14 protein-coding genes are annotated in these 18,484 nt (G+C 58.2%); 10 read left to right on the top strand and 4 right to left on the bottom strand.

Annotated features, from left to right (window positions below; genetic code table 11):
• Positions 1 to 11: 11 nt before the first annotated feature.
• Positions 12 to 968: an AraC family transcriptional regulator gene (locus ECL_RS07475; protein WP_013096166.1), complete on the bottom strand. Its 957-nt coding sequence runs from the start codon at positions 966 to 968 to the stop codon at positions 12 to 14.
• A 115-nt stretch (positions 969 to 1,083) separates the two neighbouring features.
• On the opposite strand from ECL_RS07475, the gene ECL_RS07480 reads away from it, so the two are divergent.
• On the top strand, positions 1,084 to 2,271 hold the full coding sequence (locus ECL_RS07480) for an MFS transporter (protein WP_013096167.1): 1,188 nt from the start codon (positions 1,084 to 1,086) through the stop codon (positions 2,269 to 2,271).
• A gap of 41 nt (positions 2,272 to 2,312) precedes the next feature.
• Here the strand turns inward: ECL_RS07480 and gap are convergent, their stop codons facing one another.
• Both gap and ECL_RS07490 read right to left on the bottom strand, forming a co-directional pair.
• The gene (gap, locus tag ECL_RS07485) at positions 2,313 to 3,323 is read right to left on the bottom strand and encodes a type I glyceraldehyde-3-phosphate dehydrogenase (RefSeq protein WP_013096168.1); all 1,011 of its coding nucleotides are present in this window, start codon (positions 3,321 to 3,323) and stop codon (positions 2,313 to 2,315) included.
• A gap of 78 nt (positions 3,324 to 3,401) precedes the next feature.
• On the bottom strand, positions 3,402 to 4,382 hold the full coding sequence (locus tag ECL_RS07490; RefSeq protein ID WP_013096169.1) for a GlxA family transcriptional regulator: 981 nt from the start codon (positions 4,380 to 4,382) through the stop codon (positions 3,402 to 3,404).
• Between the two features lie 164 nt (positions 4,383 to 4,546).
• Between ECL_RS07490 and ECL_RS07495 the strand changes: the two genes are divergently transcribed.
• Together ECL_RS07495 and ECL_RS07500 are read left to right on the top strand one after the other, a co-directional pair.
• Positions 4,547 to 5,518: a fatty acid desaturase gene (locus ECL_RS07495; protein ID WP_013096170.1), complete on the top strand. Its 972-nt coding sequence runs from the start codon at positions 4,547 to 4,549 to the stop codon at positions 5,516 to 5,518.
• Positions 5,511 to 6,302, top strand: a complete 792-nt coding sequence (locus ECL_RS07500) for a phosphate/phosphite/phosphonate ABC transporter substrate-binding protein (protein ID WP_044158197.1) — start codon at positions 5,511 to 5,513, stop codon at positions 6,300 to 6,302. Before ECL_RS07495 ends, ECL_RS07500 begins: the two co-directional genes overlap by 8 nt.
• Here ECL_RS07500 and ECL_RS07505 read toward each other — a convergent pair.
• Positions 6,268 to 8,556, bottom strand: coding sequence for an FdhF/YdeP family oxidoreductase (locus ECL_RS07505; RefSeq protein ID WP_013096172.1), 2,289 nt, complete (start codon positions 8,554 to 8,556; stop codon positions 6,268 to 6,270). The two genes, ECL_RS07500 and ECL_RS07505, sit on opposite strands and share 35 nt — an antisense overlap.
• A gap of 862 nt (positions 8,557 to 9,418) precedes the next feature.
• Between ECL_RS07505 and ECL_RS07510 the strand changes: the two genes are divergently transcribed.
• The 7 genes from ECL_RS07510 to tssA are packed head-to-tail and all read left to right on the top strand — an operon-like array spanning position 9,419 to position 18,449.
• Complete coding sequence (locus ECL_RS07510) at positions 9,419 to 9,913, top strand: hypothetical protein (protein ID WP_013096174.1); 495 nt, start codon at positions 9,419 to 9,421, stop codon at positions 9,911 to 9,913.
• A 23-nt stretch (positions 9,914 to 9,936) separates the two neighbouring features.
• Positions 9,937 to 10,440 carry a type VI secretion system lipoprotein TssJ gene (tssJ, locus tag ECL_RS07515; RefSeq protein ID WP_013096175.1) on the top strand — a complete coding sequence of 168 codons (504 nt, stop codon included), beginning with the start codon at positions 9,937 to 9,939 and terminating at the stop codon, positions 10,438 to 10,440.
• Positions 10,441 to 10,465: 25 nt separating this feature from the next.
• Positions 10,466 to 11,809, top strand: a complete 1,344-nt coding sequence (tssK, locus tag ECL_RS07520; RefSeq protein ID WP_013096176.1) for a type VI secretion system baseplate subunit TssK — start codon at positions 10,466 to 10,468, stop codon at positions 11,807 to 11,809.
• 17 nt (positions 11,810 to 11,826) lie between these two features.
• A complete protein-coding gene (locus ECL_RS07525; RefSeq protein ID WP_013096177.1) occupies positions 11,827 to 13,065 on the top strand; it encodes a DotU family type VI secretion system protein in 1,239 nt (412 codons plus the stop codon).
• A gap of 2 nt (positions 13,066 to 13,067) precedes the next feature.
• Positions 13,068 to 16,688 (top strand): type VI secretion system membrane subunit TssM, encoded by a 3,621-nt coding sequence (tssM, locus tag ECL_RS07530; protein ID WP_013096178.1) that lies wholly within the window; start codon positions 13,068 to 13,070, stop codon positions 16,686 to 16,688.
• A gap of 16 nt (positions 16,689 to 16,704) precedes the next feature.
• Positions 16,705 to 17,421 (top strand): type VI secretion system-associated protein TagF, encoded by a 717-nt coding sequence (gene tagF / locus ECL_RS07535; RefSeq protein WP_013096179.1) that lies wholly within the window; start codon positions 16,705 to 16,707, stop codon positions 17,419 to 17,421.
• 11 nt (positions 17,422 to 17,432) lie between these two features.
• Entirely contained in the window at positions 17,433 to 18,449 is a 1,017-nt protein-coding gene (gene tssA / locus ECL_RS07540; RefSeq protein ID WP_013096180.1) for a type VI secretion system protein TssA, read from the top strand.
• The last annotated feature ends 35 nt before the right edge of the window (positions 18,450 to 18,484 follow it).

Genomic DNA, 18,484 nt, shown 5'->3' on the forward strand with positions numbered 1-18,484 from the left:
TCCTGCGCCAGTCAGGCCTCTTCCGGGGTCTGGCTGGTCTCCCGCAGCGTGCCCGGCGCATGGCCGATAATTCGCTTGAACGCCCGGCTAAACGCCGCAAGGGATCCGTACCCCAGGCGCAGCGCGACCGTTTCAATAGGCTGATTTTCATGGCGAATGTACTGAATGGCCAGGCGCATCCTCAATTCGCTGAGGTATTTCGCCGGGGTGGTGCCCGTCGCGGCGAGAAAACGTTCCGCAAACACCGAGCGGGAGGTGCCAGCCTCTTTTGCCAGATCCGCCACGCTCCAGTTCAGACCTGGCTGCTGGTGCATGGCGTAAATGGCCCGGCTCAGACGCGGGTCACGCAGTACCTGCACCCAGCCGGTGGCTTTTCCGCAGCCTCCTTCAACCCAGCCCCGCACGATTAGCGCCGCCACCACGTCCGCCAGCCGTGCGAGGATCCCGGCGAATCCGGCCTGACGCGTCATGGATTCGCGCTCCATCGCCGCCAGCAGCGGGTGGATCTCCGGCCAGGTGGACATCAACCGGCTCACCATCATCACCTCCGGCATCGCTTTAATTAGCGGCTGCATTCCGCCCAGTTCAAAGTCCATGCATCCGCTGAAAATCACGGTGTTCTCGCTGTCCGGGCAGGGTTCGCAGGTGATGGCGCAGACCGAGCCGCAGATAGGCTCGCTGGGAAACGCGCTAACCGGCGTGATGGTTGCTTTCTCGTCAGACAGCAGGGCGTGCGCATTACCGTTCGGAATAAAAAGGGCATCGCCGCCGCTTAAGGTGAACGTTGCGCCACTCTCCATACGCAGCAGGGCGCTGCCGCGGCTGACAAAATGAAACTGTGCTTTGCCCGGTGCCTGGTGGAACGCCACGCCGAAAGGCGCGCTGGCTTCAATGCGGCGGTATTTCACGCCCGACAGGCGCATTCCGCGCAACAGCTCGCTAATCAGATCGGGGGACTGAGCGGTCATGGCAAAACTCCGGACGAATAATCAATAAGTGGAGATTATATGTCATAGATCGTCCAGGGTGAACACTCTATCCTTTTGCGACAGTTGTCACATTTTCATAACGGGAGATCAACAGATGAGTTCATGTGTCGCGGCGAGAGAGGCTGTTGTGCCTGCAAAACCCGCCTGGCGGGCCGTCTATTCACTGGGACTGGGGGTGTTTGGTTTGATCACGGCGGAGTTCCTGCCCGCCAGTTTGTTAACGCCCATGGCCGCAAGCCTGGGCGTAACGGAGGGGATGGCTGGGCAGGCGGTGACCGCCACCGCGCTGGTCGCGCTGGTCACCGGATTGCTGATCACCCCGGCGACCAAAAGTATCGACCGTCGCTGGGTACTGATGTTTTTCTCGGTGCTGCAAATCGTCTCCAGCCTGCTGGTGGCTTTTGCACCCACGCTGCACGTACTGCTGATGGGACGCCTGCTGTTAGGGATTGCCATCGGGGGATTCTGGGCGATGTCGACCGCCACGGCGATGCGTCTGGTGCCTGCCGATAAAGTGCCGAAAGCGCTGGCGGTGATCTTCTCCAGCGTGTCGATCGCCACGGTGGTCGCGGCCCCGCTGGGCAGCTATCTTGGCAGCCTGATTGGCTGGCGTAACGTCTTTATCCTCTGCATTCTGCCGAGCATGCTGGCGTTGCTGTGGCAGCTCTGGGTACTGCCGTCAATGAAGCCGGAGAGCAGCGGCAGCCTGGGCACACTGTTCCGCGTGCTGCGTCGTCCGGGAATGATCGGTGGAATGCTGGCGACCATTCTGATCTTCAGCGGTCATTTTGCCTTCTTTACCTATCTGCGTCCGTTCCTTGAAACGGTGGGGCAGGCAAGCGTGGAGAGCATCTCGCTGATCCTGCTGGGCTTTGGGATTGCCAACTTTATCGGTACCTCCGTAGCCGGACATCTGCTGGCGCGTAATCTGCGCCTGACGCTGGCGCTGGTACCGTTCGCCATGGGCGTGCTGGCACTCACCATGGTGGCGTTTGGTCATCTGGCGATACTGGATGGATTACTGGTGGCGATGTGGGGCTTTGCGTTTGGTCTGGTTCCGGTGGGCTGGTCAACCTGGCTTGCCACGACGGTGCCAGATGAAGCCGAAAGCGCAGGTGGTTTGCTGGTGGCCTCTATCCAGCTGGCAATCAGCGCCGGTGCGGCCGTGGGCGGGGCGGTATTTGACCTCAACGGCGCCAGCGGCGTCTTTGCCGGAAGCGGTTTCCTGCTGGTAACGGCGATGGTGATTGTGTTGATGGGCGTGAAGGTTAAAGCGGAGTGAATTATTAGCCGGGTAAGCGCAAGCGCCACCCGGCTTAAACCTTACAACCCTTTCTTATCCATCAGTACCGCCAGATCCACCAGGCGGTTAGAGAAGCCCCACTCGTTGTCATACCACGCCAGAATTTTCACCATCCGACCACCAATCACCAGGGTGGAGAGACCGTCAATAATCGAAGAGCGCGGGTCGCCCTGATAATCGCTGGAGACCAGCGGTTCATCGCTGTATCCCAGAATGCCTTTCAATGGCCCGCTGGCCGCGGCTTTGCGGAACGCATCGTTCACCTCTTCGGCCGTAACGTCACGGCTCAGCGTTACCGTTAAGTCCACAATCGAGACCACCGGAACCGGTACGCGCAGGGAATAGCCGGTCAGCTTGCCGTCCAGAGACGGAATGACTTTCCCCAGTGCCTTCGCGGCACCGCTGGAGTACGGCACAATCGACAGGGCTGCTGCACGTGCGCCGCGCAGATCTTTTTCCGGCTGGTCGTGTAGCGCCTGACTGTTGGTATAAGCGTGCGTGGTGTTCATCAGGCCATGCTCAATACCAAACTGCTGATGCAGGACCTGAGCGGCCGGGGCCAGGCCGTTCGTGGTGCAACTCCCGTTGCTCACTACCACGTGCTTAGCCGGATCGTACTGCTCGTGGTTAACGCCCATCACCACCGTCAGATCGTCATTTTTACCCGGCGCGGAGATGATGACGCGCTTCGCCCCACCGTGGGTGATATGCACCAGCGCTTTTTCGCGCTCGGTGAAGAAACCGGTCGCTTCAATCACCACGTCAACGTCCGCATCGCGCCAGGGAATATTCGCCGGATCGCGTTCGCTAAAGACGGTAATGCGCTGGCCGTCAACCTGCAGCGCGCCGTCCGCCGCTTCAACGGGGGCCGGTAGCGTGCCGAGCAGGGAATCATGCTTAAGCAAATGGGCGAGGGTTTTGCTGTCCGTCAGATCGTTAATCGCCACAATCTGCAGGTCCGGATTGCCCAGCGCCGCGCGCAGGAAATTACGTCCGATACGGCCGAAACCGTTAATGCCGACCTTAACCATAATGCACTCCTTATCTCTGTTGTCTGGAGTCACTGTAGGCTTCAGGCCGGATGGCGTAAACGACAAAAAAGGATCACATTACGCCATTTTACGGCAGTGAAAACGCTGACGGTATTCACCGGGTGTGAGGTGAAGTTGTTTTTCAAATACGCGACGCAGGTTGATGCTGGTGCCAAATCCGCTTTTCTCGGCGATAACGGACAGCGGATCGTCGGTCTGTTCAAGCAACTGTCGGGCTGCGGCAAGGCGCGCTTCGGTCACATAGCGTGCCGGAGACGCCCCCGTGTCGCGGGTGAATACCCGGGTGAAATTGCGCGGGCTCATGGCTACTTTTTCCGCCAGCTTTTCGACGCACAGATCGGCCGTCAGGTTTTGCAGGATCCAGGTTTGCAGCTCGCTGATGGGGCCGGAGGAGCCGGACTGCGACAGGTTATAGCGGCTGAACTGTAGCTGTCCTCCCGGGCGGCGCAGATACATCACCATATCCTGCGCCACGTCGCGCGCGAGGCTGAAGCCATAATCGTCTTCCACCAGCGCCAGGGTCAGATCAAAGCCGGAGCTCACGCCACCGGAGGTCCAGATGGGGCCATCCTGAATATAGAGCGGTCCTCCCTCAACACGGATGGTGGGGTACTGCGCTTGCATGGTTTCCAGCAGCCGCCAGTGGGTGGTTGCCCGACGGCCGTCAAGCAAACCGGTCTGGGCCAGCAGCATTGCGCCACCGCAAATGGAGGCGATCCGCCGCGCATGGGGGGCTGCAAGATGCAGCCAGTCCACCACGGCGGTGCTCTCCTGCTCGTTCATGCCGCGCCCGGTAATGATGATGGTATCAAGCGGCTCACGGGGATCCAGCTCCGGCAGGCGATAATCTGCCAGCAGATTGAGACCAGACTGGCCGTGGATCACCTGGTGCGGCTGGGTCGTGGCGATGATGATGCGATAGCAGGGCTGCGCAAGGCCTCCCGGGTGCAGGCGGTTGGCCTGCATCAGAATGTCGGCGATGCCGGCGGCTTCAAACAACATGCCGCCGTCAGGAACAATAATCAGGATCTTCTTCATGTCCTGAAAAGTACCTTTATTGCAAAATAAGTCAAGCGGAGGGCAAGGGGGTTAACGGGCGCTACGCGCCTTTCTGGCAAAGCAAAGTGATTTAAGTTCTTTGTTATTTCAGGCGTTATCCCGGATCGTCAGCATATTATCTCTGGCGAAACGGCTCTGAAGGAATGGGTAAACGAAGCTCCCTCTATTTACATCCGCAGCAACGCGACCAAATTCACCATCTCGCCTCGGGGTTTCTCTGGCGAACCGAACTGCCCACGTGGCTGTTGATCGCCACCATTTATGGCGGCTGGTTCTCGACGCTGGCATTCTGGCACATCCTCGGTCTGCTGCCTGCCACGATGTTGCTGATTGGGTTTACCGCCTGGTATATGTCTCTTCAGCATGAATTGATCCACGGCCATCCCACGCGTTTCGTGTGGCTGAACCAGCTCTTTGGCACGCTGCCGCTGGCGGTCTGGTATCCGTATGGCCTGTACAGGGATTCTCATCTGGCCCACCATCGTCACGACCATCTCACCATTCCGGTGGATGACCCGGAGTCATACTACTTTACGCAGGCGAGCTGGGCGCGATTGTCGTCCTGGCAGAAGCGGGTGATCCACGCCCGAAACACCTTTATCGGGCGACTGTTGCTGGCGCCGCTGCTGGATATTCTCCAGACGCTGGGCAGCGCGGTGGCGGCGTTTCGCCATCTGCAACTGCGGGCGATGGTGATGTGGCTTGTGCATATGGCGTTATTGGCGCTGCTTTTTACCTGGATGATGCACAACGGTTTCTCTCCGCTCTGGTTTGTGCTGGCGGTAAGCTACCCGGCGCTGGCGCTGACAAAAGTACGCTCTTTTCTGGAACATCGCGCGGCGGACGACCCGCTGGCGCGTTCGGTGATTAACGAAGCAGGCTTGTTCTGGCGCGTGCTGTTTTTAAATCTTAACTACCATTCAGTACATCACGATTTACCCGGCGTGCCCTGGTACGGGCTTAAGACGATCTACCTGCAAAACAAGCAGGCGTACCGGGAGCGTAACCACGGGTTTCTGGTCAGAGGATATGGCGAATGGATGCGACGGTTCTGGAAAACGTCGGTGGACGTCACCGTACATCCAAGGCGTCAACAGGAGGAAGGAGATGAGTAACCGGCTGGCGTTTCCGATGTATGCGGTGGATAGTACCGATACTCTTGCCCTGTGGCGGGCCGTCCAGCGTCTGCTGGTGGCGCGTGGTCTCCCGGTGGAGGAGCTTATTCCCGGCAGGCCTGAGCCTGACCTGCTGACACACTGGCAGCAGCCTAATCTTATTCTGAGCCAGACCTGCGGCTACCCGCTGATGACACAACTGCCGGAGGTGCAGGTCGTCGGCTGTTTTCACTATCGGGTACCGGGCTGCGAAGGCATTCACTACCGCAGTTTTCTGGTGGTACGTGATGAGGATAAACACCGCACGCTGGCTGATTTTCGCGAACGGCGGGTGGTATGTAACGCGCCCGATTCCCAGTCTGGCTACAATGCGCTGCGCAACCGCGTGCCGTCACGTGCGTTAAACGCCTGGTTCTCAGAGGTTATCTTTAGCGGCAGCCATCGCCAGTCGCTGATCGAAGTAAAACGTGGGGGAGGGGATATCGCGGCGATCGACTGCGTGACGTATGCGCTGTTGCAGCGGCATGAACCGACCCTGCTGGCGGGGCTAACTGTGATTGACCAGACGCCCCTTACGCCAGGACTGCCGCTAATCACTGCGTCCGGCACCACCCCCGAAACGCTTCATGCCATCCGTGATGCGCTAACCACGCTGGTGAGCGCCCCGGAATACCGGGGCGTGTGTGATGCGCTGTTTATCGGCGGGTTTAGCGTCGTGGCGCGTGAGGCCTGGTCTGTGTTAACCGGGATTACAGCGGACGGATCTCTTTCGAGCGCAGGGTGAGGCGGACAGGCACCGATTTATACGACGGCGTGCCGCTCTCTTTATCCAGATAGTCGAGCGGAACCAGCACGTTAGCCTCAGGATAGTAGGCCCCGACCGAGCCCGGGGCGATGGCATACGCCACCACAGTGATATCCTCCAGACGCTGAGCGCTGCCTGGCAGGGCGGTTTCGATATCCACCCGGTCGCCGTGCTCCAGTCCTGACTGCGCCATATCCGCTTCATTCATAAACAGCACGTCGCGACGGCCAAAGACGCCCCGGTAGCGGTCGTCGAGAGCGTAAATCGTGGTGTTGTACTGGTCGTGACTGCGCAGCGTGATCAGACGCAGGACGTTATCGCCTTCACCGCTGGCATCTTCATTGACCCCTTCAAATACCGAGAACATCGCTTTGCCCGTCGCCGTCGGCCAGATACGTTTCGTGGGCGGCAGCGGCATACGGAATCCACCGGGTACCCGGATCCGCGCGTTATAGTCCTCAAAGCCCGGAATGGTTTGCTCAATCAGATCGCGAATGCGATCGTAATCCGCAACCAGGTGCATCCAGTCCACGCGGGTTGTCTTCAGGGTCGCTTTCGCCATGCCGGCCACAATAGCCGGTTCGGCGCGAAGCAGAGGAGAGGCGGGTTTCAGCTTGCCTGAGGAGGCATGAACCATCGACATGGAATCTTCAACGGTAATGGACTGACGTCCGCTGGCCTGCATATCCAGTTCCGTGCGGCCAAGGCAGGGGAGAATGAAGGTCTCTTTACCCACCAGCAGATGCGTACGGTTCAGCTTGGTGCCAACGTGCACGCTCAGATCCAGCTTACTCATCGCCGGGAAGCCGTTTTCGTGATCGGGCATCGCCACCGCGAAGTTGCCGCCGAGGCAGATAAGCGCTCTGGCACGACCGTCAATCATGGCCTGGGTTGCCTGCACTGCGTCATGGCCATGGTGAGAGGGCGGCTCAAAGCCAAACACCTCCTTAAGACGGTTCAGAAATGCCGGGGTTGGTTTCTCGCTTATCCCGACGGTACGGTTTCCCTGAACGTTAGAGTGGCCGCGCAGCGGACAGATCCCCGCACCGGGCTTGCCTATATTGCCGCGCAGCAGCAGCACATCGGCGATCAGGCGGACGTTGGAAGTCCCTTTATTATGCTGCGTAATGCCCATGCCGTAGGTAATGATGGTGGCATTCGATTTCGCGTAGGCATCGGCGACCTGTTTCAGCGCCGCCTGGCTCAGCCCGGACTCGCGCTCAATAGCGTCCCAGCTCGTTTGCGCAATGTCTGCCGCAAAGTCTTCAAAGCCCTGTGTGTGTTCAGCGATAAACGCGTGGTCGAGCACGTTGCCGCGCCCGGCTTCCATTTGCAGCAGGTGTTTGGCGATGCCTTTTAGCGCGGCGGCATCGCCCCCGGCTTTAACCTGAAAGTAGGTAGAGGCGATGTCGGTAGAGCTGTAGGTCGCCATCTCAATCACGCTCTGCGGATCGGCAAACCGTTCCAGCGCGCGCTCGCGCAGCGGGTTCAGGACGATGATCGGCACGCCGGGGCGGGCCAGTTCATGCAGAGTGCCCATCATACGCGGATGGTTGGTGCCGGGATTATGCCCGATGGAGATCACCAGCTCCGTCTTGTCAAAATCGTCCAGCGAGACGGTGCCTTTCCCGATACCAATAGAGCGCGGTAAACCGACGCTGGTGGCTTTGTGACACATGTTGGAGCAGTCGGGAAAATTATTGGTTCCGTACTCACGGGCAAAAAGCTGGAACAGCCAGGCCGCTTCGTTGGAGGCGCGGCCGGAGGTATAAAACTCCACCTGGTCTGGTTCAAGCCCACGCAGAACCTCGCCGATGCGTTCGAAGGCATCCTCCCACTCAACGGGGCGGAAGGTGTCACTTGCCCGGTCATAGCGCAGGGGATGGGTCAGGCGCCCGTATCCTTCCAGCTCAAAGTCAGATTTTGCCAGTAACGACGTAACGGTGTTATGAGCGAGGAACTCAGGGGGCACCCGTTTGCTGGTGGCTTCCCAGGTGACCGCTTTTGCCCCGTTCTCGCAGAACTGAAATGTGGATTTATGCTCTTTGTCTGGCCACGCGCAGCCCGGGCAGTCGAAGCCGTCAGGCTGGTTGGTGCGCAACAGCGTGGCGGGAGCCTCCAGGGCATCCATCTGTGTTCGCACGGCAATTGCCGTCGCTTTTAATGCTCCCCAGCCGCCTGCAGGGCCGTCGTAAGGTCTGATGCCGGGAACGGCACGTCGTTTGTTATTCATTCCAGATTACCCTGTTAGACCGCCGGTCGTGCATGATGCGGCTGAGAAAAATTAAAGAAATCATAACTAATTTTTATCATGTCGATAATGTGTCCTGACCAAGGTGGCGTGAAGGCGACAATGTTAGTGACAGTAAAATTTTCAAACGAAAGGCGGGCAGGGGAACCTGCAATATATTTACCCGACGATGCTGAAGGCGATAAAGTGAACAATGCGCCTGGGAATAAAGATGTAGTCCTGCTTAACTGTTAATTCACTGCGGGTGGTGTAAATCGTGCCTCTAAAGGATTAAAGGCACCAGGTTATTTTGCGCCGTAAAATTAATTTTTTTCATCGTCTATGAATTGTCTTAATTCAGGGCGGAAAAGTCATCGCTATTAAAGATACGCTATCAATGCAACAAATAATTCATGGAAGATATATTCATACTCCCCCTGAAAAAATCCCCATTCTACTAATTATGGTAGTGGCGATAATAGCAGCATTGCGTTAATGACAATGGTTCTCTTTTGATTTTTTCATTTCTTAATCAATGGTTTGTGTTAGATGAACGCGTGATAATAAGACAAATTCAGCAAAGTAAGCTTTTTTTCTCAGATTAATCCTATAATGAGTCGGGTGCTTCATTAAGCAGCAGTTGTGAGGAAGGAAATATTGAATTGGTGACAAGCTCATGTAAACTTGTTTACCGTTTGTCAAAATATGTCAGGAAGACGCTGGGCCTTATTCTGAAGGGCTCGTGCGGTAGCTATGCCCGAATAATAGTAACGCCCCGAAAATATCCTGGCTATTTTAACGATAGCACTTAAGTCAAACTTCATCCCCTTTATCTCATCATCGAAATATCGCTACGGAAAAGCATATGAAAATGCGCGTATTGTTTTCACTTCTGTTTGTAATGGCGGTGGCGGGCTGTAAAGCGCCGCAGAAACCTGTGATCACCGACGATACGATCGTGACCAGCCAGGTCAACGGCGTCACCTTAACCCACCGTCATGCCATCACGCCTCCTGCTGAGTTCACTCAGGTTAACGAGCCATACCGTGCCATGTATCCGGCCTCCCTGATGAGCCGCCCTGATTTCGGTGGGAAAGTGGTCAGTACGCTTGTCACCGGTAAAACCTACGTGGTGCTGGGGCAGGTTGAACACTACTGGATGGCGCTTGCCGATGAAGGACAAGACCAGCTGATTGGTTACGTTCCAATGCGTGCGGTAATCAAAGCCGATCAGTACGAAGCCACCGTGCGTAAACAGGCTATTCGTCCTAAGGCGCGTAAAAAAGCGACCTGTGTCGATGTCGATGGTAACAGCAAAGCCTGCAAAGACAGCGCTAACGGTACCTGGATCCTGAACTAAACGGCTTTTCTGAGCGTATTTTTATGAATAATAAAAATTTTCATAAGCTGTGGTTCGTCTTTTACGCGGTGATATTCGCCCTGGTCAGTGGTTGTTCGTCGTCTTCACACAGCGACCCCTCCCGCTACAATCTGCAGTTTCAGGCTCATCCACAAATCAATGATTCTGCGCCGCTTAAAGTCAGAGTGCTGCTGTTGAAGTCCGATGCGGATTTCATGTCCAGTGACTTCTATTCCCTGCAGAACAACGCGTCAGCCACGCTTGGCGCGAATCTGCTGAACAGCGATGTTTTCTTCCTGATGCCGGGCCAGCTTTCGAAAACCCTTAGCGGACAAAGCTCACCCGAGGCGCGCTATATCGGTGTTATGGCCGAATATCAGATGCTGGATGGAAAGAAATGGCGTGTCTCACTCCCACTGCCTGTTCCGGGCGAAAACCATCTCTACCAGTTCTGGAAATGGTCATCCGATGAACTCCAGGCCAATGTCTTTCTCGACATAAATGGCATCCGGGTCATCAGCCAGTAACGCGCTTAAAAACAGGAAACCTATCATGACCAAAGCAGAGAAGGTCGTCTGGACCGAAGGCATGTTCCTGCGTCCACACCATTTTCAACGGACAGAAAGTTATCTGCTCAACCACGTTCGGGAATGGGGTGCGCTGCAGCGATCGTATCTTTGGGGCTTCCTCGATGTTGAACTGGACGAAGCGATGCTTCGCCAGGGCTGCATTGCCCTGAGCTATGCCAGCGGTGTGCTACCCGACGGTACGTTTTTCCAGGTTCGCAATGGGCGCAATGGCCCAGCCCCGCTGAAAATTCCCGACAATCTCACCAACGAAAAGGTGGTGCTCGCGCTGCCGGTACGTAGGGGAGAGCGTGAAGAGGTTATTTTCAGCGAAGAGCCCGCGTCACTGGCGCGTTTCATCGCCTTCGAGCAGGAAGTGGAAGACGATAACGCCATGTCGGTGGGGGATGCCACGGTGCAGTTTGGCCGTTTACGTCTGACCCTGATGCTGGAAAAAGATCTGACGGCCGAATGGACGGCGATTGGCATCGCGTTTGTCGCGGAAAAGCGCAACGACAACCATGTGCGTCTGGATAGCAGCTACATTCCGCCGATGCTGAACGCCTGCAACAGCCCGCAACTTTACAGCATGGTCAACGATCTCCACGGCTTGCTGGTGCAGCGCAGCCAGCAGATTGGGGGGCGTTTGCGCCAGCCTGGCCGCTTTAACACCTCTGAGCTGATCGAATTTACGCTGCTGTCGCTGGTTAACCGTCACCTGGGCGAAGTCTCCCATTTAAAAACGCTCCCGCTACTGCACCCGGAAACGCTCTGGCGCAGCTGGCTGCCGTTTGCCACGGAGCTTGCCACCTGGACCTCGCAACGCACCGCCGAAAGCGTGCTGCCGATTTACGATCACGACGACCTTGCGGGATGCTTCAGCAAGCTGATGCTGATGCTGCGTCAGGGGTTGTCGCTGGTGATGGAAGATCAGGCCATTCAGCTGCCGCTGAACGAGCGCTCTCATGGCCTGAACATCGCCACGGTGCCGGAAACCAGCATGGTGCGCGAGTTCGGCTTCGTCCTGGCGGTCAAAGCCAACGTGCCGGGCGAACACCTGCAAACCCATTTCCCTGCCCAGATGAAAGTCGCGCCGGTGTCGAAAATCCGCGATCTGGTTCAGTTACAGCTGCCGGGCATCATGCTGCGCGCCATGCCGGTTGCGCCGCCGCAAATCCCATGGCATGCGGGCTACAGCTACTTTGAGCTGGAGAAGGGCAGCGAGCTGTGGCACGAGATGGATAAGTCCGGTGCATTCGCCCTGCATCTCGCAGGGGAGTTCCCGGGTCTTGATATGGAGTTTTGGGCCATCCGTAGCCCGACTGAATAATAAAGCGAGCGCTTAATATGCAGGAACGACAGGATACCGGCAGTGATGCCGCGTTTACCGGAGCCAGTAGTAACAATCAGCTGGTGGCGGCCGCCAATCCGCTGCTCAACGCGATTCCGCAAATCCGTCATTCGGTGTCTCATGACGATCAGGTGGCACTGCGCCAGCGTCTGATCGACGAGATTCGCCGTTTTGAAGTCCGCTGCCAGCAGGCAGGGCTGGCTTATGAGGTGATCGTCGGGGCGCGCTATTGCCTCTGCACGGCGCTGGATGAAGCCGCGGCGCTGACCCCCTGGGGCAGCAGCGGTGTCTGGTCAAGCAATGGTCTGCTGGTCACGTTTCATAACGAAACCTGGGGCGGCGAAAAGTTCTTCCAGCTGCTGGCGCGTCTGTCGCAGAACCCGCGTGAACATATCCTCCTGCTGGAGATGATCAACTACTGCCTGCTGCTCGGTTTCGAAGGGCGCTATCGGGTTCTGGATAATGGCCGCACCCAGCTGGAAACTATCAAGCAGCGGCTGTGGCAGATGATCCGTGGCGTGCGCGGCAGCTATCCGGCACCGCTCTCTCCACACCCGGAAGATCGTCCCGTGCTGCGCAAGCTGTGGCGGCCGATGGTGCCGCTGTGGGCCTGTGTCGCGCTGGCCGGGTTTATCGCCTGCCTGTTCTACATCATTCTCAACTGGCGTCTTGGCGACAACACCAACCCGGTACTGGCGAAGATTTACCAGTCTCAGTTGCCTGAAACCACCATTCAGCAACCTGCGCGTCAACTGCCTGCGGTGCTTAACCTGCGTGGCTTCCTGAAGCCGGAAATCGACGCCGGTCTGGTGGCGGTGAAAGATGAAGCGGATCGCAGCGTGGTGATCCTGAAAGGAGACGGGCTGTTTGCTTCTGCTTCTACCGTGGTGCGTGACCGCTATGAGCCGGTCATCAACCGGATCGCCCAGGCGATGAACAACGTCAGCGGCAAAATTCTGGTGGTGGGCTACAGCGATAACGTGCCAATTCGCAGCGCGCGCTTCGCCTCCAACTATGAACTCTCTTTGGATCGCGCCCGGTCCGTGCAAAAAATGTTGCAGGGAAGCCTCTCCCAGCCTGACCGCGTGAAAGCGGAAGGGCGGGGAGAGATCAATCCTGTGGCGCCAAACAATACGCCTGAAAACCGCGCCCGTAACCGCCGTGTGGAAATAACTCTGCTGGTGTCGCCTGAAAATACGCAGGCTGAGCTGAACGGATTGCCGCAAGGAAACTAAGGATGCTGACGACTCTTCTTTCCATACTGACCAATCGCATTCTGTGGAGCTTCCTGGGCGTTACCGCGCTGTCGGCGGTGATCTGGATGATTGGTCCGCTGTTATCCATCGTGGATACCCGCCCGCTCGAATCTGAACAAAACCGCATCATCAGTATTGCGGTGGTTTATCTGCTCTGGGCGCAGGGGCATATTCTGCCGCGGCTCTACAACGCCTGGCTGAACCGCAAGCTGATGGACAAGCTCAATGAAAACACCGCCAAACCGGACGCGGCCGATCCCCAGAAGCGGCTGAACAGCGAGGAGCAGATCCTCGCCGGACGTTTTGATGAAGCGGCGCAAATGCTGAAGAAAGCCCACTTCAGCAAAGCGGGACACGGTGCCCAGTGGACGCAGCGCTTCAGTACGCAATATCTCTACCAGCTGCCGTGGTACGTCATTATCGGCGCACCGGGCGCCGGTAAAACCACGGCGCTGGTCAATTCCGGCCTGCAATTCCCGCTGGCGGATCGCTTCGGTAAAACCGCTCTGCGCGGCATTGGCGGCACCCGCAACTGCGACTGGTGGTTCACTAATGAAGCCGTCCTGCTGGACACCGCGGGGCGCTACACCACTCAGGAGAGCGAGCAGGTTCAGGATGCCGGGGAGTGGCTGGAATTTATCGGCCTGCTGCGTAAGTATCGCCGCCGCCAGCCTATTAACGGCGTCATTATCACCATCAGCATTTCCGATCTGCTGACGCTCTCCCCGGAAGCGGCGCGCCAGCAGGCGGTTAACCTGCGCCAGCGGCTGTCTGAGCTGCATGAACAGCTGGGTATCCGCTTCCCGGTTTACGTGATGGTGACCAAGGCGGACCTGCTTAAAGGCTTCCGCGCCTGGTTTGCTGACTACGACAAAGCGCAGCGCGACCAGATTTGGGGCTTCACGCTGCCGTGGGAACAGACCAAACACGCCGATTTCGACTTGATGGGGAACTTCCACCAGGAGTTCTCGCTGTTGCAGCAGCGTCTGGACGCCGGGCTGCCGGAGACCATGCTGAAAGAGCATGACGCCAAAACCCGTGCCGAAGCGTATCTCTTCCCGCAGGAGTTCGCGGCGCTGCGCCCGCTGCTGGCAGACTACCTGAGCACGGTCTTTGCCCGCTCTAACTTTGAGACCGAGTTCTCCCCACGCGGAATATACTTCGCCAGCGGCACCCAGGAAGGCATGCCGTTCGACCGCGTCATGGGTGAACTGAACCGCGCCCTGTCACTGCCGGAAGGGGCAGAGGCAGAGAAGTGGGATTCGGTCAGTAAAGAGGCGCCGATCCCCGGTGCAAAAGGGCAGAGCTTCTTCATTAAAAACCTGCTGCAAAACGTCATTTTCCAGGAAGCCGGTATTGCCGGTGAAAACCGCTGGTGGGAACTGCGCAACCGCGCGGTGATCTGGTCCGGATACGCGGCGCTGCTGGCGCTGCTGGTGATCCTTGGCGGACTGTGGCTGACCAGCTATGCCAAAAATAAGGCCTATCTGGAAGAGGTGGACGCTAAAGTCCCGCAGCTGGAGCAGCAGAGTAAAGCGTTACAGAATCAGCCCCAGCGCGATCTGTTCGCGCTCCTGCCGCTGCTGAACAGCCTGGTCGATCTGCCGAAAAGCGAGGCATTCGATGTCAACGACCCGCCGGTCTCCCGCCGTATGGGGCTCTATCGCGGGGATGACGTCAGCGATGCTTCCCAGTCGCTGTATCAGAAAGCGCTGGATCAGATGCTGCTGCCCGCCGTGGCGATGCATATCACCACCTGGCTGCGCAACGACAACGGCAGCGACGTGGAATACAGCTACGAGGCGCTGAAAGCCTACCAGATGCTGTATCAGCCTAAACACTACGACGGCAAATTCCTGCATTCCTGGGTGATGCTCAATTTACAGCGTAATCTGCCGCAGAACGTGACGCAGGCGCAGCTGCAACAGCTGGAGTGGCACCTGACGCAGCTGCTGGAGCCAAAAATTCAGGCTTCGCCGTATGCCCAGGACGAAGCGCTGGTGGCTCGCGAGAGGGCGCTCATCAACCAGCAGCCGCTCTCCACCCGCGTGTATGGGCGTCTGAAGCGTCTGCTGGAGCATGACGAAAACCTGAAGCCGGTCTCCCTGTCCGACCTGGGTGGCCCGCAGAGCGAACTGGTGTTCTCCCGCAAAAGCGGCAAACCGGTGAGCGAAGGCGTGCCGGGGCTCTACACCCCGGACGGCTACTGGAAGAGCTTTAACAGCCAGATTGACAGCGTGACCACGGCGCTGCACGAAGATGATGCCTGGGTGCTGGGCGCGACCACCTCCGGGGAAGACAAGCAGCAGATCGATAACGCCGTGCGTCAGCTCTACATGCGCGACTTTATCGCAAACTGGGATCGTTTCCTCGCCGACATTCAGCTTAACAACAGCGCCGATCTCTCGCAGCGCATCAACACGGCGCGCCTGCTCTCCGGCGCAAACTCGCCGCTGCGCCGTCTGGTGCAGAACCTGAGCCAGGTGCTGACGCTGTCGCGCAACGCGCCAGCGCCGGAGGACGCGGGGAAAGCGCAAGACCAGAGTAACCGCGCCACCCGTACCCTCGAAGCGCTGTTCCGCAATAACGACAATGCTCCGACGCAGGGGGCAGTAGTGACGCAGGCACCTGAACAGCTGGTGACCGACCATTACGCGCCAATGATCGAGCTGGCTCAGCCGCTGGAGAAGGGCGGCAAGACCATCGTCTTTGATGATTTCCTCAAGCAGGTGGATGAGCTGTATCGTTATCTGACCGCGGTGCAGGACGCTGCCAACAGCGGCATGCCAGCCCCGGGTGGTGAAGCAATCAGCCGTCTGCAGGCCAGCGCCGGGCGTCTGCCGGGCGGGCTGCAAACCATGTTCAGCAACATGGCGGTGGGGGCCAGCAGTGATACCCAGCGTCGCGATCTGGAAAACGTCCGTAAGCGCATTAACGTCGAAGTGGGTGGTTTCTGCCGTCAGGCAATTGCCGGTCGCTACCCGCTGGTGCGCAGCGCCAGCACCGAGGTGACGCCGGACGATCTGGCACGCATGTTTGCGCCGGGTACCGGGCTGATGGATACCTTCTTTCGCGACAACCTGACCAACAAAGTGGATACCACTCAGGCGAACTGGCGCTTTATGCCGGGGATCGACGGTAAAACGCTGCCGGGAAGTGAAGGACTGCTGCGACCGTTCCAGCAGGCCCAGTCCATTCGCGATGCCTTCTTTGCTAACGGTGCGACGACCCCCTCTTTCAAGGTGACGGTGCGTACCGTGCGGATGGATAACACCATTCTTAACCTGACGCTGGACGTTGACGGCCAACTGCTGCGTTACAGCCACGGTCCACAGGCGGTGCAGATCATGAACTGGCCAGGGCCGGGCGGCACCAACCAGGTGCGTATGCAGCTGGGTCTGGCCAACGGCAGCACCGCGACGCTGGTAACCAACGGCGCCTGGGCCCTGAACCGCTTCTTCGATAAAGCGCGCACCAGCCCTGGGGCAGGTAGTCTGAGCCGTCAGGCCACGTTCAACGTCGATGGCCATCAGGTCACGCTGGAGTTTGCGCCGAACAGCATTCGCAATCCGTTCCAGCTTCCTCGTTTCTCATGCCCATAACCGCAAGGACAGCCGTATGACGAATACCCCTGCGATGAACCGCTACAGCTGGTATGGCAAATTACCCAGCGCCGGAGATTTTTTGCAGCGTCGCTTTCCTGACACCCTACAGCGTCAGTGGTCACACTGGTTTCAGGTCGGCCTGCTGGCCTGGCAACAGGAAGAGCAGCGCAGCGGCGAACGCCAGTTTAACAAGGCGCCGGTGTGGAACTTTGTTGTCCCGCCGATGCTGGGCAGCCAGATGATCCAGATGGGCTGCCTGCTGCCGGGCCGCGACAGCGTGGGCCGACAATACCCGATCTGCATTCAACTGAGTTTCGCCCCGTCAGAGTGGTCGACCAACCTGCTCAGCCAGGCTGAAAGCTGGTATCAGCAGATTGGCCGTCTCGGGCTGCATGCGGTGCGCAACAGTTTTTCCGCCTCGCAGCTGGATGAGATGCTGATGTCGATTCCGGCGCCGCAGCCCGTCGAGCCGCAAAAGCGTTCCGACATCCTTGATGTGATTGGTTATGACGAAGACGGCCAGAGCACGCTGGGCTGGCCTCAGGCGGCGGAGTGTTTTGACCCGCTTCGTCAGACCAGCTACTGGTGGACCAACCGCTGCGACGGCTACCCGCTCTACACCCACGTCCACAGCGGAAACTTCACCGGGCAGCTCTTTACGCTGCTGTTCGATCCGGCTGGCGGCGCCCGACCAGGCCGTCACGGTCTTTATCCGCCTATGTTTGAATAAGCAGGGATCACATGAATATCGAAGAATTTCTCGCGCCGATAAGCCCCGAAAAACCCTGCGGCGACAACCTTGAGTACGACGCCGATTTTCAGGCTATGGGACAGGCAAGCCAGGGTAAAGCGGAACAGCAGTTCGGCGACACGATCATTCCCGCCGAGCCCGCTGACTGGAATACGGTAGAAAAGCTCGCCACCAGCCTGCTGGGGCGCACCAAAGATCTTCGCGTCATGCTGGCGTTAACCCATGCCTGGACCCGACGTCGTGGGCTGCCGGGCTACGCGGACGGCCTGCTGCTCGTGCAGGAGGCGATCACCCGCTACTGGGAGCCGCTCTATCCACTGCTGGAGGAGTATGGCGAAACGGACCCGTTCTATCGCATTAACGCCCTTGCCGCGCTGAGCGATAAATCTGACCTGACCGTCGCGCTGCGAAACGCCTCGCTGCTGCGCTCAAACGGCGATGAAATTTCGCTGCGTGACGCGCAGGCATTGCTGGATGGCAGCAAAACCGAATGCCCGGATTATCCCGGCGGCCGCCCAAGACTGATTGACGAACTGGCGCGCGGCGACCAGCCAGGTACAGAGGCCGTCATCCTGATTAATGAAAGGCTGCTGGCCATTCGCGATCTGCTTAGCGGTTACCTTGGTGAAAGCGGCGTACCGGAAATGGAGCAGTTGCTGAAAACCGTGGGCCTGGTCGCCAGCGCCTGTCAGGTGACCGACATCAGCAAACTGCTGCCCAATCGGGATGCACAGGCGGAACACCACGCTGAGCCGCAGACGGTGGCCACCCAACCCGTGCAGCAGGTCACCGACTGGCGCAGCGTGCAGGTTACCAGTCGCGCCGACGCCCAGCTGATGCTGGAGAAAGCGAAACAGTATTTTGCGCAGTACGAACCGAGCCACCCCGCACCGCTGATGATTGAACGGGTGCAGCGGCTGTCAGAACTTAACTTCATGGACATTATTCGCGACCTGGCGCCAGACGGCGTTAACCAACTGGAAAATATCTTTGGACGCCGCGAATGACGCGTCCAGGCATTATGACGACGGGCACGGAGCTT

The sequence above is a fragment of the Enterobacter cloacae subsp. cloacae ATCC 13047 genome (genome assembly GCF_000025565.1).
GTDB classification, from domain to species: domain Bacteria; phylum Pseudomonadota; class Gammaproteobacteria; order Enterobacterales; family Enterobacteriaceae; genus Enterobacter; species Enterobacter cloacae.